Below are 16,428 nucleotides of genomic sequence, written 5' to 3'. Positions count from 1 at the left end.
ATTTTGATTAAGTTTTTATTTGTAATTATTGAGTTTTTAGTTTGACTTTTATAATAGGAATAAATATATGAAAATATAAAAAATAAAAATTTTTAAGGGGGTAACAAGGTATGAAAAAAGTTTTAAGCATATTTGCAATATTAGTGGTTTTGGTGGTATCAGCATTGGCAGTATCAGATAGTAAAACAGTTCCAGTTTATTTGAATGTTCCAGAATTTGTAAGAATTTCAATTAATGAAATTGATGGAAAATTCGATTTAGTTTTTGATCTGGCTGATCCAGAAAGTACAGTTGAAGATACAGTTTGCTTATTAGCAGAAGCGAATGTCAATTATACCGTTAGTTCAATTGTAAATCCAGTTATAGATTATCAAGATTGGGCAGATTTAATTGAGGTAACAATAAGTAGTGCAAGTGGTTTTGGGGCTCCTGGAAAAGTCGCTTTTAATACGACTGCAAAAATAAATGTCATTGATAATCTAAATTTAGGAACCGTTCCTACAAATACAAAAATTGCTGATGTTGTTTTTACAATAAGTAGTTCAATATAAGGATTTTTTTCAAAAATAAATAATAATAAAAAGTTAAGAATTTGCCCCCAAAAGTGTTAAAATTAACTTGAAGGGGCAAATTTTTATTCAATATTTCATTTTTCTTAAATTAATTTTGGGAAACTACTCTATGCGACTTTCTTTATGAAAGAAATCCAGTGATTAATATATTATTTGTTTTTAGCTCCTTCAATAATAGGTGTCATCTAGGGAAAGGAGGATTATTGTGTCAATCACTGCAAAAAAATCATCTGTAATCATTATTTTTAGTGTTTTGTTTTTCTTGGTTTCTTTCTCTCAAATTAGTGTTACTCCTTTATCTATTGAAAAATATGTTAGGCCTGGTGAGATAATAACTGAGACCTTCTATATAATACCAGGGAATACTACTCAGCAAGTAAATATAGAACTTTTTCAATTGGTGCAAGATATCTTTGGTAATTTCAGCTACGAAAAAGTTGACCAGTCTTCATTTTTGTATTCGAGTTGGATTCAATATGATAACTTGGTAACAGTACCAGCAGGCACTACAACTGCTGTAGATGTTAAAATAAATGTTCCATTAAATGCTCCTTTTGGAACATACAATTTTATTTTAATGTTCACTCCACAAGTTGAACCTACCGGACAGATAGGCATTATAATAAGATATGCTATTAGAATTACCATACACGTTGAAGGTTTGACCGTCACACGTATAAATGTTGAAGATGTTCAAGTGGTCCCAGATGAAGAGAAAAGGCCTACCGTTGTGGCTTCAGTTTTTAATGATTCAAGTTATGATTTGGTTGTGTCTATAGAAGGAGCTTTGAGGGATGAGAAAGGGAAGATCATTGAAAGGTTCCCTTTAAAGACTCAATACATGGAAAAAAACAATTTATCTGCTCAAAGGATTCTAAAAGGTAATAAAGTTGTATTTCAAGGTAAACCAAAATATTTACTCTCTCCTGGAGATTATAAATTAAATCTCTTCGTAAATTATTCTGATAGACAAAAGGTTTTTACTTTTAATATAACAGTTCCATCAGAAGGGTTTTCGTTTTCCCCGCTTGAAGAACTAGCTTTAGTTTTAGATCAAAATGAATTTAGTTTTACTCTTTATCCAGGTGCAGTTAAGTCTTTTGTCATTGGTTTTCAAAATTTATCAAATACAAATGTAACGGTTAAAATTGGAGCAAAAGATTTTTCTGGAATCGATAAAAAATATTCTTTACTCTCTTGGTTAACGTTGAGATCTCCAGAAACTATGATTGTTTATCCTCAGAGATCAGGAAGGGCAACTGTATCTCTTACTGTTCCAAAAGAAGCAGAAGAGGGAGGTTACTATGGAAAGATTGTTTTAAATGTTTACGATGAGTTAGACAACCTTTTAACACAGAAAGAAGTTAATATTGAAGCAATTATTGGCAAAGCGCATTACGATGTTGAAGTAGTAAGCAGTAATTATGAAGTAGCAGAAAATATCGGTATCTTTAGTGTTGCTGTGAAAAATATTGGAAGTAGATATTTAATCCCTAAAGGTTCATTAAGTATAATAAATTCGAGAGGGGTAAGTATTGGAGTATTTGATCTGTTACCTTCAAGTGAAGAATGGGTTGTGCCTGAAAAAGAAGCATTGCTCTTAGGAGAGGTACCAGTTTTAGATACAAGCGAAGAATATAGATACATACTAACAATATACAACCAAGAAAGTAAGTTAAAAACCTTCGAGGGTACGCTCTTTAAAACAAAGGAAAACAATGAATAAGAATTTGGTAAGTGGTGGAATGAAAGCTAGCTACTCTTAAGGTTTTATTTTAAATATTTTAGAGAATTTCTACGAGGGGGGACAGTAATTGAATAATGGCAAATCTAAAATTGCGGGAGTTTTAATTTTTATTTTAGTGATATCTGTGGTAGCTATACCTCAAGATATTCCATCACCAAAAGTTACTGCCGTTTTTTATAACACAGATTTGATAGAAGCTCTTAATGAGATATCTTTACAAATTGGAGTTACTATATTGACTGATCAATATGTGACAGGTTTAGTTACAGCAGATTTTATGGATGAAGATTTAGAAAAGGTATTAGAGATACTTTTGCTTCCTGGAGGATACTCTTACAAAAAGATAGATGAAAACGTGTACTTTGTTGGATTGGCTGATCCCAAAAGTCATAATTTCTTAAATTTAGCTGAACTGAAAATATTTCCTTTAAAATACATAACAACTGAAAAATTTATGTCTTTAGTTCCTGATACTCTACAACAATACATAAAAACAAACAAAGAAGCTAATGAACTTGTTGTATATGCTCCAAAAGACAAAATAAATTACATTGAAGATTTAGTATGCCAGTTAGACAAAAGTCAACCCTACATTGAACTAACAGTCTATATTGTTGAGACAAATGAAAGTTCTTCCGAAACAATAAAAGGAAATGTTTTTAATATTAACCGAGAAGGATTAAAAAACAACTTATATTATTCTTATCCTAACATAGGTTTTTCAATTCAAAATCTTTTCGAGGCTGAAATAGAAATGTACGAAAAAACTGATACAGCAAATTTGGTAACAAAACAAACTGTAAAGGTTTTGCCAGGTGAAAAAGCTACTTTGTATTTAAAAAGTCTAGATAATATTCTATTTGTATCTACTTACAGAACAGAGTTTAGGAGTTTAGAAAGTGGAATAGAAATAGAAATGACACCTAGATATTTAAACGAAATCTTACAAATAACTTTTAAAACAAAATCTTCTAATATCATGGATATTAGAAGAGATTCTTATATAATTTCAGAGTCACAATTGGAAACTAAAGTTAATTTATTCCCCAGCGAAGTTTTGTTGGTGGCTGATTTAGACATGAGTCAACTTTATTCTAAAGACGGGGGTTCAAGCTTTTTAAAAGACTTACCTTTCTTAAGATTTTTATTTGGTGACAAAGAAAAGAGAGATGAAAATAAGCGGCTAATGATTTTTTTAACTTCTTCTCTTTCTGACCAGGGGGATGGTGTAAAATGAAGAAAAATGTACTTTTGGTTGTTATAAGTTTATTATTTTTTGGTATAATAATTTTAGGTCAGAGTTCACAAATGTATAATTATACGATATATTCCCTTCTAAAAGGAGAAAGTAAATCTGAAAGTGTCCTGGGAAGTGTCTCAGTTATTCAAGGGTATCCACTAAATTTACAATCTAAAGGTGTAGTAGACTTATCTTTTACGATAACACCTTTAAATGAATTAGGAGATGCTGTAAGAACAAAAATTGTAATTAAAAGTGCAAATCTACATTTTGAAGATACTTTTGATTTGTTAAAAATGCAAAAAAATTATATAACTTCTGTGAAGTGTAACATTAACGATGAAGAAAAAATTTTGGATATTTATATAAACGTTAATGAAGTTGAAAAATTACAGTTCAAAGGAAATAAAGAAGAAACTTCTAAGAAAAACAAAGTAACTATAAAAGGTTCTTACATGGATTACCCTAATTTTAACAGAGATTTTTCTCCCGAAGTAAGGTTGGCAATGAACGATCTAATATTTGTGGGTGCTAGAAACATTTTTAATATAGATGAATTAGGTTTTTATTTTGGCGGAATAATAAAAGGTTTGAACTTGGGGATATACGCCCAAAAAGATAATTTTTATATCTTTTTAAAAGATAAAACTTTTATAAATTCATTTGAGTTTAAAGCCAGTTTTGTACCTTTTACGTTTTCAAATAATAGTTTAGATTTTAACGGAGATTTCAGCGTAGAGGCTTATAAACATTTTGGTTCTTTTGAATTGCTAAATAAACGGTTAAAAAATAATTTTATGATTGGTTTTGATATGTCTTATTTTGAAAAGAAATATGATTTTGCAATTGATTCGGGATTGAAAGGAAATTATGATAATTTTAATTATCAATTTATTGTGGGGTACAATTTTATTTCAAGTCAAGTTTCTTTTTTAACAAGTCTATCTGTAAATTTTTAAGGGTATGATGAGACTATTAAATTTATTAGGTGAAAAATTGATGCTAAGAGTTTTTACATTGGGTGAGTTTATCATCTATAAAGATGAAAAAAAAATAGAAAGCTTCAAATCAAGAAAAGCGAAGGAGCTGTTTAAGTTCTTATTATTAAATAAAAATAAAAAGATTCCCCTTATAGATATATATGATATTTTCTGGCCTGGTTTTGATGATGAAAGTGCTAGATTAAATCTAAATACAACTTTATATTATGCACGTAAACAACTTGATATAAGTAGTGAAGAACTGGGGATTAAAGACGAGCATTGCTTATTTTCAGTAAGGGACATTTATGTAGATTTTGAAGAATTTTTAAAGCTACACGATGAAGCTTTTAAGGAAAAAGAAATCAATAGAAGGTTATTCCTGCTTTTAAAAGCTGCTTCCTTGTATAAAGGAGACTTATATGAAGAAAATGTTTATGATGAGTGGGTAAGGGATCAAAAAGAATATTTTAAGAGACTGTACTTTGATATTTTAATCGAAATAGGTAACATATATGAAAAATTAAACGATAAGATTGATGCTCATTATTATCTACAAAAGGCTTTTTATAGTTCTCAAAGAGAAGATGCTTGGTTAAGACTGATAAGATTTTATGAAGATAATAATGAAAAAGATAGGGCAATTAGTATCTTCAAGCAGTACAAAGACTTTTTTGATTATAGTGAGTATCCTTTTTCTAAAAATAAAATTGAAAGAGAATTACTAAATATTTCCAATAATCTAGAATTAGAAAGAAACGGTAATATTTTATCCCTAGATTTGTTTAATATTATTTTGGATTTAGAAAGACTTAAAAGAGATAAGGATTATGTGTTAGTAGAAGTGAAATTACAAAAGAGTGTTGACAAAACTGTTTTAGACAAATTACGTACAAAAATTAGAAAAGAAGATGTGTTGACTTTCGGTGGCAGAGAACTGAAAATTATTTTCAGAGGCATAAAAGATGTGAAAGAAAGCCGAGAAGTAGTAGTTAAAAAGGTTTCAGATTTTTTTACTGAAGAAAAAATTGAGTTTTCTATTACTAATGTTGAATAACTATAGTATTTGTTATTGGGGGAGAATGTTTTTCAATGAACAATCCTAATAAGCTTTCAGCAAGCGAGCGAGAATTTCTTTTATCTGAATTAGAAAAAAACAATAATAGCTTTGAGTTAGAAGAAACTAAAGAAATAGACAAACATTTCATTTTTCTTTTGGATGAGCTTAGTGAACTTTTGTTTATTATTAATAACTCAGGTAAAATTGTTTTTGTTAATAATAGAATAACTAATTATGGATATTCAAAGTTGGAGTTAAAAGGAAAATTTGTTTTTGAATTATTTCATAGAGAGACAAAGAATTTGCTTGAATACTTTTTCAATAAAAGCAATATGAACAAGTTGTGGATATTTAAAGATGATTTTGTAGGGAAAAATGGAGTTAAGTTTCCCTTTGAGTTTAAAATTAAAAGTATCTTAAGAAATGGAATTCCTTTTTTTGTTTTGATAGGCAGAGACTTAAGCGAAATCGTGAATTATCAGAAAGAAATTGAAAATTTAAAAAATGAGAAAACAATTGAACAAAAAGCAATTCAAAAATCTGACATAGGTATTTGGCAATGGGATATTGTAACTGGAGAAATTCGTTATGACGACATGTATAAAATCCTTCTTGAATATAAAGAAGATCCATTTCAAGGAAGTTTTCAAAAATTTATAGAATTAATTAATGAAGAAGACAGAAAAAAAGTTGTGGATGATATAAAAGAACACTTTTTTGAAAGGAAAGAAAAATATTCATCTTTTTATAGGATAAAAAATGCTAAAGGACAATATGTATGGTTTTTTTCAAGGGGAGTCGTTGTTGATAGGGATAAATTTGGAATTCCGAAATATATGATAGGTATTTATACAGAAACAGATGAATATGAAGAAAAATTCAAAGAAATATTAGAAGGGAAAAATTATTTACGAAAAATCATTGAAAATATGGATCAAGGTTTAGTAGTACTTGATAAAGATTTAAAATTAAAACTAGCAAATAAGGTTTTTTATAGCTCCTTAAATATGCCCGAAAATGTTGTTTATTTTAAGGATATTTTGGATGCTGAGTATGAATCTGTATTTGATGAAAAGATTCAGGAGTTGAAAGATAAAAAGGAAGGAACTGTGTCTTTTGAATGTAGACTTATAAACAAAAAGAAAGAATATATTTATGCCTTCATTACTGCACTTTCCTATGATGAAAACTCTCAAGAAATAATATTAATTATAACTGACATTACTCAAAAGAAAAAATTGGAAGACCTTCTCAGAAAATATGCAACCATTGACGATTTAACCGACACATATAACCGAAGAGCAGGTTTCTTGGCATTAGAAAGAGCGTTGCAGTCGGCTAAGAAAAAGAAAGAGCCGATGAGTGTAGTCTTTGTTGATGTAGATAACTTAAAAACAATAAATGATAATTTTGGTCATGATGTTGGTGATTTTGTACTAAGAAAGGTTGCGGCAGTTATAAAAGATTCTATAAGAGAAAACGATATTTTAATAAGAGTTGGTGGAGATGAGTTTGTTCTTGGATTACCTGGGGCTAAAAGAGAGGATGCGGAAAAGATATTGCAGAGAATTGTTGAAGCTTTGAATAACGTTGAATTAGGTGGAGGTTTAAAAGTAGATTTGAGTTACGGTATTTGTGAATATGATGAGTTTGAAAAGGATTTAGATTTAGAATATCTTGTAAAACTTGCTGATAATGGGATGTATGAAATGAAAAAAAGAAAAAATAAACCTTCAAATCGCTCATCTGAACATAACTAACTAATTGTTGTGTTATAAATCATTAAATGTAAATACACTTTTCAAAATTTTTCTATCGTTGTCAAAAAGGCATCGAACAAGTTTAAAGAGTATATATTGAAAAAAATGCCTATTAACACCTTCTAAATATTCTATTAGTGTCACTTTCTTACGCCAATGTGTCTTCAATATTCTATGATTGACCTTTTGTTGAGTTCATATTGAAAGAGTCATGGATATGTTATCATTTCAAAGAGATCCAATTAGGAGCTGACCAATTATTTTCCCGAGTTTGGCAGTTACTGTTGTCTAATGCGGAATCCTTGACCTTATCAAATAAATATGATATAATATTTTCTAGGGATTTAAAAGAAATATATACTGAAAGGGAGAGGTGGCCGAGTGGCTGAAGGCGCACGCCTGGAGAGCGTGTGACGGTTAAAAGCTGTCCGTGGGTTCAAATCCCACCCTCTCCGCCATAGCGTACTATAAACATAAAAATTTTAAAAGAGTCTAGATTTTTGAATCTAGACTCTTTTCATAGTTATTTTCTTCTTGTATAAACGTTATGTTCATTTTTTAAAAAATTAGTTCTTATTTCTTTTATAGCTGCGATTCGCTCTTCTGCCATTTTATTGGCGGCTTTTGCGGTAGGTATTTTATCTCTTTTAGCAATATCAAATACTAGTCCAAGTTGGTTATATAAATTTGCAGCTTTGGCTAAAGCTCTTTCTCTATTATATCCAGTTAATTCATCTGCAACGTTTATCGCACCACCGGCATTAACAATAAAATCTGGAGCATAAATAATTTCTCTTTCTTCAAGCATTTGTCCATGTCTGTCTATGTCTTCTAATTGATTATTTGCGCTACCACATACGGCTTTAACCTTCAATTTAGGAATAGTATCGTCGTTTAATATACCTCCCAAGGCACAGGGAGCAAATATGTCAGCTTCGACTTCAAATATCTCATCTACTCCAACTCTTTCGGCGGCGAATTCGTCGACGAACTTTTGAACGGCTTCTTCCAAAATATCAGTAACTATTAATCTTGCACCTTCTTCTTTTAAATGTTTGCATAGATAATAGGCAACATTTCCGCATCCTTGAATAGCTATTGTTTTACCTCTTAGTGATTCTTCTCCAAAAGCCTCTTTTGCTGTTCTCAACATTGATTTATATAAACCATAAGCTGTTACCGGGCTTGGATTGCCAGAAGAACCATAACTCTCAGAGATGCCTACAACGTAGTTGGTTTCTTGATATACTATATCTAAATCCTCTGTTTTAGTTCCTACATCCTCGGCAGTTATATATCTTCCATTTAGACTTTCTACAAACCTTCCAAAGGCTCTAAACAAAGCTTCTGATTTATCTTTCTTTGGATCGCCTATTATTACGGACTTCCCTCCTCCCAAATTTAAACCAGCTGCAGCATTTTTATATGTCATACCTTTTGCAAGTCTAAGTACGTCCTTTAAGGCTTCTTGTTCTGAATTATAATTCCACATTCTACAACCACCAAGAGCTGGTCCCAAAGTTGTATCGTGTATTGCAATTATGCTTTTTAAACCTGAAGTTCTGTCATAACAATAAATAACTTGCTCATATTCACCACTTTCCATATTTTCGAAAACCATGGTATCCCTCCCATATACAATAGACTTTTGATACCTTTAGATTTTTTAAAAACCCATTCTGCAATTATTAATTATTAAAAAATCTAAGTTTAGAAAATTTTCTTCTTTGTAATTGTCTAAAAACCATAACAAAACTTTTTACTAGATGATATTTTAATACAAATTACTCTATATTCATATTTACGTTACAATATTTTACAACACTTACGTTTTATTTTACTACTTCTTTCATTCCCGCTTTTATTGCTTCTAGATTTATTTTTATCAGGTCACTCTTTTTTCCGGTCAACCTTTCTTGCAACGCTTTTTCAATAGATTTAAGGGTAACTGCTTTTGTCGCCTTTAAATAGGCCCCTAACATTACCATATTTGATACCATTTTGTTTCCTAATTCTTCAGCTATATCATTGGCAGGTATTTTAATTACTTTAATGTTTTCTCGATGAGGTTTTGTATCGATAACAGATGAATTTATAATAAGTATCCCATTTTCTTTAAGAATTTTTTCAAATTTCAACATAGATGGAAGATTAAAAGCTACAACTTCGGTAGGTTCATCTACAACAGGAGAAGCAATATAATCATCAGAAATTATTACAGTACAATTTGCAGTTCCTCCTCTCATCTCAGGTCCAAAAGAAGGAAGCCAAGTGGTAAACTTACCTTCAAACATCGCAGCCATGGATAATATTTGGCCAAAAAGCATAACACCCTGACCCCCAAAACCTGCAGATATTACACTGTGATACGCCATTTTAAACACCTCCAAAACGTTTATTTTTCCTCGATTCACTTAACTTTATCAACCTTATCAACAAATACACCTATTGGAAATTCTTTTACCATGTTTTCTTCAAGCCATTGCATAGATTCAATAGGTGTGAGCCCCCAATTAGTAGGACAAGTAGACAAAACCTCTACCAAACCGTATCCTAATCCCTCTATTTGAGCTAAAAATGCCTTTTTAATTTGTTTTTTTGTTCTTATCACATCTTGTGGAGTGGTGACTTTTGTTCTAGATAAAAATGCAACTCCTCTGATTTCTTTTAGTATTTCAGATACTCTCAACGGATAACCTTCGTTTTTTTCGCTCCTTCCGTAAGGTGTAGTTGTGGTTTTCATACCCAATAAAGTGGTTGGAGCCATCTGTCCACCTGTCATGCCATATATAGCATTATTTATAAAAATGGTTGTTATCTTCTCTCCTCGGTTAGCAGCATGAATTATTTCTGCTGTTCCTATAGCAGCTAAATCACCATCCCCTTGATAGGTAAAAACTACATTTTCAGGTCTAGCTCGTTTAATACCTGTAGCTACAGCAGGTGCCCTTCCATGAGCAGCTATAGTTCCATCCAATTCGAAAAAATCATTCGCAAAAACTGCACACCCTACAGGTGCCACCATGATTGTTTTTCCTTGTATATCAAGTTCGTCAATTACTTCGGCTATTAATCTGTGAACAATTCCATGGTGACAACCAGGACAGTACGAAAATTCCTTACCACTTAAGGATTGAGGAGCTTTAAAGCGTTCAGTATAAATCATGTCTTTCCACCTTCTTCTTAATTTAAATTAATTCCATAAGTTTTGCAAAAATTTCATTGGGCGTAGGAATAATTCCAGCTGTTCTTCCATAATATTCAACAGGTCTTTTACCTTCAACAGCAATTTTGACATCTTCTACAAATTGCCCTGTACTCATTTCAACAGTAAAAAAGAAGCTAGCTTGGTCTGACCACTTGCTCAATTGAACATACGGAAAAGGCCATAAACTAATGGGTCTAAAAACTCCGACTTTAATCCCTTTTTCTCTGGCCTGATTAACCACAGATTTCACAATTCTTCCCATCGTACCATACGCTACAATTACAATTTCAGCATCATCAAGTTGATATTCTTCATATAATATTTCATTTTTGACAACTTCTTTATACTTACTCTGAATCAACATATTCTTTTTTTCTAAACTAACAGGGTCCATGTCAAAAGACGATACCCTGTGAGCTTCTCGACGCATACCAGTCCCACTAAGAGCCCAACTTGAATGATCAGGTAAAGAATCAAGGTCCACAAATTCTGGAAAGCTTACAGGTTCCATCATTTGTCCTAACAGACCATCTGTTAACAATAAAACAGGATTTCTATACCGATCAGCTACATCAAAGGCATACATAGTAAGTTCTACCGCCTCTTGAAGAGACTCAGGGCTAAAGACTATTAATCTGTAATCTCCATGTCCACCGCCTTTTGTAGCTTGAAAATAATCAGATTGAGCTGGTTGAATATCGCCTAAACCAGGTCCACCTCTTACTACATTTACAAAAACGCATGGTAATTCTGCCCCAGCTATATATGAAATACCTTCTTGCATTAAAGAAAAACCCGGTGACGAAGTTGAAGTCATAACTCTTTTACCAGCAATTGCTGCTCCATATACCATATTAACAACCGCAACTTCGCTTTCTCCTTGCAAAAAAACACCACCAACTTCTGGCATTCTTCTTGCCATATATTCTGTCAATTCACTTTGGGGGGTGATTGGATATCCAAAATAAAGTCTACATCCGGCTCTAATAGCTGCTTCAGCAATTGCTTCTGTACCTCTAGCTAACACCTTTTCCATTGAAATCAACTCCTTAGCTCTTAATCTTCTCCAATACTTTAACGCTAATACAAACGTCTGGACACATTTGATAGCAAAAGCCACAACCGATACAATTTTCTATTTTTGATACTTTTGCATAGTGGTAGCCCTTTTCGTTGTATTTTTTTGAAAATTCCAAAACTTCTTTGGGACAGACTTCTATGCAAAGGCTGCATCCTTTGCATCTATCCTCATCTATAGAAACTATAAATTTTTGTTTATCCATCTTTTTTCCCTCCAGTCTTAAAAATTATGGATACTTTAAAATTATAAAAATTAGCCTCAATACTTGTTATAAATTTTTTCTAAATATTTTCTTATTTTGTTTTAATGAAGGTAATGAATATGGCCGTGCATTTTACCCCACTTCTTTATTGTCTGTAAAATTTAATAATAATCTTTGAAAAAACGCTTTATCGGAAACTTCTCAAATTTCGTTTCTATTTCATCAGAAATCTTTTCTGAAACAGCAGTGAATAATACAGGGATGTTTGTTTCTCTTGAAACATTTTCTAGGATCTTTTCGCCTTCTTCGATTATCAAATTAGTTGTTTCATTTTTAAGATGGGTATTACAAATTAAAAAATCAATTTTTGTTCTTATTTTTTTCTCAATCTGAATGATATTTTTTTTAATGTTGTTTTCATTTTGAGTAAAGGGCCTTTTAGTGTTAACAACAAAATAAATCACCCTTTTAGAATTGTCTAAAAAATTTTTCAAAGATCCAAGAACAGTTGCGCCTTTTTCATCTCCACCAACATCTAAAACTGTTTTAAATTTTGGATTTACTAAGTAGCCACCTACTTCAGCTGTTATTATTGGAACGTCTGCATGCAAATATCTTTCAGGGGGAGTAACTACACGAAGATTATTATTCTTTAACTCATCTAATTTGTCTCTAACACGAAAGTAAGGAGTGGCAACATCCAAATCAACTATCGCTACATTTTCGTTCTTTTCTTTCAACTTAATTGCAATATTAATAGCTATTTCAGTCTTTCCTGATCCTCCCATACCTATGAAAATGTGAGTTTGATATTCTTGAAGAATATGTTCTAACATTTTCTATTATCTCCTTAAGCCCTAATTAACAGCTTTTTAATAGTCTGTAGCTTCTTCTTCACCTCTTAATACTCTTAAAGCAGCATTTGCTAAAGCTTCTTCCTCTTCTTCACCTGGAAATACATAAATTGGAGCTATGAAACTGACTTTTTCTTTTATCCAAGGTATTAAAAACTCATTTTCATTTGCTAAACCACCTGTCAAACCTATTGCATCTACTTCAAAATTTAAAACAGCCGACATTTTTCCTATCCACTTTGCAATTTGATGAGCCATAGCTGAGTATATTTTTTTGGCATATTCATCTCCGTTTTTTATTCTTTCAACAACATCCTTTGCGCTATTAGTTCCAAGATATGCCACAAGACCGCCCCTGCCTTTAATCAACTTTCTAATGTCTGATTCTGGATATCCCTGATAACAAAGACTAATAAACCCCGTTAAAGGTAATGTTCCGGAACGTTCAGGAGTAAAAGGACCTTCTCCTTCTAAAGCATTGTTTACATCTACTACCCTACCTTTTTTGTGAGCACCAATAGAGATTCCTCCGCCAAGATGAGCTATCACAAGATTTAATGATTTGTAATCTCTTCCAATTTTTTGACTGAGCTTTCTTGCAACAGCTTTTTGATTTAAGGCATGAAAAATCGACTTTCTTTTAAAATCAGGATGACCAGAGATTCTTGCTATATCTTCCAATTCATCAACAACTACAGGATCTGCAGTTAATGCTTGAACTCCTATTTTATCGGCTATATGATAAGCAATTAAGGCTCCTAAATTTGATTCATGCTCTCCGTATTTGGCGGTTCTTAATTCTTCTAACATTTTTTCATTTATTTTGTAAATCCCGCTAGGAACAGGTCTTAACAGGCCTCCTCTGCCAATCACTGCAGAAATACTATTTAAATTAAGGTTTTCTTTTTCAAGAAATTCCAAGATTGTATCTTTTCTCATTTCATATTGATCAACTACTTTCCTAAATTTTTTAAGTTCAGAGATATCATGATGAATAGTTTTTTTTATTATTTCTTTTTCATCTTCATAAATTGCAATCTTGGTAGAGGTAGATCCAGGATTTATAACCAGAATCTTAAACATTTTTTCACTCACCTTTCGGTCATCAAAATTGAAAAGGCTATTGAATTTAATTTTGTTTCGTTAGAATCTGCTCTAGAGGTAAGTACAACTGGTTTTTTACCACCGATAATAGAACAAGCTAACTTAGCCTCTCCAAAATAGACTAAAGATTTGTATAAAATATTACCAGCCTCTATATCTGGTACTATCAGTATATCAGCGTCACCAGCTACTTCACTTACCAATCCTTTATGCTCCGCAGCTGTTTTTGAAATTGCATTATCCAGTGCGAATGGTCCATCTACCACACAACCTTTAATTTGACCTCTTCTATTCATCTGAGTCAGGATCGCAGCGTCTATTGTTACAGGCATTTTAGGATTAACCAGCTCTAAGGCACCTAAGATAGCAACTTTAGGTTCTTTATTACCTAACACATGGGCAACGGTTACGGCATTATTTATTGTATCAATCTTTTGCTCAAGTGTTGGAGAGATTACCATTCCTGCATCAGACAGAATTAGAAGCTTATGGTACCTTGGGATTTCAAAAACGCACACTAAATTCATTGTTTTACCGCTTTTTAATCCATATTCATCTTTAAGATATATTGATAAAATCTCCGAGGTCGTTATCTTACCTTTCATAGGAAGATCTGCTTCTCCCTTAGCAACACTTTCAATTGCACCAACGACTGATTCATAATCATTTGTGGTGTTTCTTATTTCAACTTTACTTAAATCTAGATTATTTTCTTGAGCAATATATAAAATTTTTTCTTTGTTACCAAACAATATAAAGTCGCAGAGACCTAGTTCGTAGGCCTTATTTACTGCTTTCAAGACTTCTAAGTCCTCAGCTGCAGCTACAGAAATCACCTTTTTGGTTTGCTCACTTATTAGTTCTAAAATTTGATCAATTTTTTTTATCATGCAACTTTCTCTCCTTCCCAAATTAAAAATTCTTCTAATTGATATAAAACTCGTAGCGTCCCATAAGCGAGTCCTTCAATTTCATAAGTTCCTGGATAAAGCATCACTACCCCTAATTTTGCTATTCTATTCTTAATTAATCTAACAAAATATTCGTTATTTGCTAATTCACCAGTTATAATTACAGCGTCTATTTTTCCTTCTAGTACAACCGCCATTGCTCCAATTTCTTTTGCTATTTGATAAGCCATTGCTTCAACAATCAGTTTTGCATCATTTTCCTTTGTAGCTTTTTTAATCGCTTCCTCTAAATTTTTTGTACCAAGATAAGCAAGTAACCCACCATTTTCTATGAATCTCGATCTAATATCCTTTTCTTTGCACTTGCTTTTATGTTTAAAAATCCAACTTGTTAGGTCTCCTAAAGGCAAATCACCAGTTGTGTGAAGTCCAAAAGGGCCTTCATCAAAAGGAAAAGTTGCATCTATCATCAATCCATTTTTTTGTGCTCCTATGGATATTTGTTCATCTAAATGTGCAATTACAAAATTGCATTCGAAATAATCTTTTTTCAACTCGTTTGAGGCATATCTTGCGACAGTTTTCATATTAAGGGCATTGTATCTGCTAAGTCTCTCTAATTGGGGTATTCCAGCTATTCTAGATTCGTCGATAAATTCATCTACAGAAATAGGATCGGTCATGAAAACTGGAGGTTTTTTAAAACTTGATTCGGAAAGATTATAAGCGATAGTTGCTCCTAAATTGGCTGGATGTTCCATAGGCGATTTTGTGGCGAGATAATTCACTATATTTTCATTAACAACATATGTACCACTTGGCATAGGCAAGAATACTCCGCCTCTAGCAGCTATAGCATCAAAATCGTCAATTGAAAGGTTCAGTTTATTCAAAAAGTCTTTTATCGATTCTTTACGATAATCTAATTGATCTATAATCTTCTCATATTTTGATAGTTCATTTTGATCGTGATTTAAAGTCCCTTCTAATACTTTTTTTTCATCCTCAAAGATTGCAATTTTAGTAAGAGTCCAATCCGGATAAATAACTAATATTTTCTTCATTAGTTCACCTCCTAAACTTTAAACTTTTAGACATTTTAGAATTTCTATGACTTAAATTCTATAAATATTTCAAAAATCTTCCTAATTCAGAAACGATCAAAGTTTTTAATTGTAGAGCCGACCTACATAAGTATCAAAATCAGGGTACACGCAAATTATATATTTCTACGATTCAGACAAATTGCTTACCTCTGACTATAAAATTGTTAATGAACTCTTTTTACTGAAATTATTCAATTGATTTTGATATTTTCACAAACTTTTTTAAACAAAAAAGTTTGTGAAATTTAATTCATTTGTAATTTTCTCTTATCATTTTAATTGTAATTAAAAATATCTAAAAAGTCAAAGTTGTTTATGAGTAATTATGGTAAATTACAACCAATTACACGCATTTAAAACCAGTGTGAAAAAAATTTCATGAAAAATATTTCATATATAAACTTTTTATTTTTCAGTCTTGCTCGTATTTAAAAATAATTCTGAATCATAAAGCTTTTGCGAGTTTTTACTCTTTTTATATTTAATCTTATTAAGATTTTTTCACAAAGTATATTTGTTAAATTTGCAAAAAAAACAATAAAAAAAGAGCTCGAATTTTTAACCAAGCTCTAAAGCTAAGGACTTTATATTTATTTTAGAAAT

The 16,428-nt window shown here is 31.5% G+C and carries 15 protein-coding genes and 1 tRNA gene; 7 read left to right on the top strand and 9 right to left on the bottom strand.

The genetic code is table 11. The annotated features are described in order from the left end of the window. Positions 1–110: 110 nt before the first annotated feature. From PKN74_RS02345 to PKN74_RS02315, 7 genes are all read left to right on the top strand, one after another. Complete coding sequence (locus PKN74_RS02345; RefSeq protein WP_472308212.1) at positions 111–551, top strand: hypothetical protein; 441 nt, start codon at positions 111–113, stop codon at positions 549–551. Between the two features lie 226 nt (positions 552–777). Next, positions 778–2,298, top strand: a complete 1,521-nt coding sequence (locus PKN74_RS02340) for a COG1470 family protein (protein ID WP_472308210.1) — start codon at positions 778–780, stop codon at positions 2,296–2,298. Between the two features lie 88 nt (positions 2,299–2,386). After that, the gene (locus tag PKN74_RS02335; RefSeq protein ID WP_472308208.1) at positions 2,387–3,556 is read left to right on the top strand and encodes a type II secretion system protein GspD; all 1,170 of its coding nucleotides are present in this window, start codon (positions 2,387–2,389) and stop codon (positions 3,554–3,556) included. Next, positions 3,553–4,518, top strand: a complete 966-nt coding sequence (locus PKN74_RS02330; protein WP_472308206.1) for a hypothetical protein — start codon at positions 3,553–3,555, stop codon at positions 4,516–4,518. Before PKN74_RS02335 ends, PKN74_RS02330 begins: the two co-directional genes overlap by 4 nt. A 40-nt stretch (positions 4,519–4,558) precedes the next feature. After that, the gene (locus PKN74_RS02325; protein WP_472308204.1) at positions 4,559–5,596 is read left to right on the top strand and encodes an AfsR/SARP family transcriptional regulator; all 1,038 of its coding nucleotides are present in this window, start codon (positions 4,559–4,561) and stop codon (positions 5,594–5,596) included. A gap of 35 nt (positions 5,597–5,631) precedes the next feature. After that, positions 5,632–7,359, top strand: coding sequence for a sensor domain-containing diguanylate cyclase (locus PKN74_RS02320; RefSeq protein WP_472308202.1), 1,728 nt, complete (start codon positions 5,632–5,634; stop codon positions 7,357–7,359). A gap of 367 nt (positions 7,360–7,726) precedes the next feature. Beyond that, a tRNA-Ser gene (locus PKN74_RS02315) sits at positions 7,727–7,817 on the top strand. 65 nt (positions 7,818–7,882) lie between these two features. Here PKN74_RS02315 and PKN74_RS02310 read toward each other — a convergent pair. The 9 genes from PKN74_RS02310 to buk (PKN74_RS02270) form a co-directional block, all read right to left on the bottom strand. Beyond that, a complete protein-coding gene (locus PKN74_RS02310; RefSeq protein WP_472308200.1) occupies positions 7,883–8,980 on the bottom strand; it encodes a Leu/Phe/Val dehydrogenase in 1,098 nt (365 codons plus the stop codon). A gap of 211 nt (positions 8,981–9,191) precedes the next feature. Beyond that, entirely contained in the window at positions 9,192–9,734 is a 543-nt protein-coding gene (locus tag PKN74_RS02305) for a 2-oxoacid:acceptor oxidoreductase family protein (RefSeq protein ID WP_472308198.1), read from the bottom strand. A 35-nt stretch (positions 9,735–9,769) separates the two neighbouring features. Beyond that, positions 9,770–10,525: a thiamine pyrophosphate-dependent enzyme gene (locus PKN74_RS02300; RefSeq protein ID WP_472308196.1), complete on the bottom strand. Its 756-nt coding sequence runs from the start codon at positions 10,523–10,525 to the stop codon at positions 9,770–9,772. A 22-nt stretch (positions 10,526–10,547) separates the two neighbouring features. Next, positions 10,548–11,603, bottom strand: a complete 1,056-nt coding sequence (locus PKN74_RS02295; RefSeq protein WP_472308194.1) for a 3-methyl-2-oxobutanoate dehydrogenase subunit VorB — start codon at positions 11,601–11,603, stop codon at positions 10,548–10,550. 13 nt (positions 11,604–11,616) lie between these two features. Then, a complete protein-coding gene (locus PKN74_RS02290; RefSeq protein ID WP_472308192.1) occupies positions 11,617–11,850 on the bottom strand; it encodes a 4Fe-4S dicluster domain-containing protein in 234 nt (77 codons plus the stop codon). 161 nt (positions 11,851–12,011) lie between these two features. Continuing rightward, positions 12,012–12,686 (bottom strand): nucleotide-binding protein, encoded by a 675-nt coding sequence (locus PKN74_RS02285; RefSeq protein WP_472308190.1) that lies wholly within the window; start codon positions 12,684–12,686, stop codon positions 12,012–12,014. A 36-nt stretch (positions 12,687–12,722) separates the two neighbouring features. Then, positions 12,723–13,787 (bottom strand): butyrate kinase, encoded by a 1,065-nt coding sequence (buk, locus tag PKN74_RS02280; protein ID WP_472308188.1) that lies wholly within the window; start codon positions 13,785–13,787, stop codon positions 12,723–12,725. Between the two features lie 8 nt (positions 13,788–13,795). Continuing rightward, a complete protein-coding gene (locus PKN74_RS02275) occupies positions 13,796–14,698 on the bottom strand; it encodes a bifunctional enoyl-CoA hydratase/phosphate acetyltransferase (protein WP_472308186.1) in 903 nt (300 codons plus the stop codon). Then, the gene (buk, locus tag PKN74_RS02270; protein WP_472308184.1) at positions 14,695–15,783 is read right to left on the bottom strand and encodes a butyrate kinase; all 1,089 of its coding nucleotides are present in this window, start codon (positions 15,781–15,783) and stop codon (positions 14,695–14,697) included. Before buk (PKN74_RS02270) ends, PKN74_RS02275 begins: the two co-directional genes overlap by 4 nt. Between the last annotated feature and the right edge of the window lie 645 nt (positions 15,784–16,428).

This window comes from Defluviitoga sp., from assembly GCF_035349255.1.
Lineage (GTDB): Bacteria > Thermotogota > Thermotogae > Petrotogales > Petrotogaceae > Defluviitoga.
Note: the sequence above shows the minus strand (reverse complement) of the source record. Positions and strands in the feature narration are given on the sequence as shown.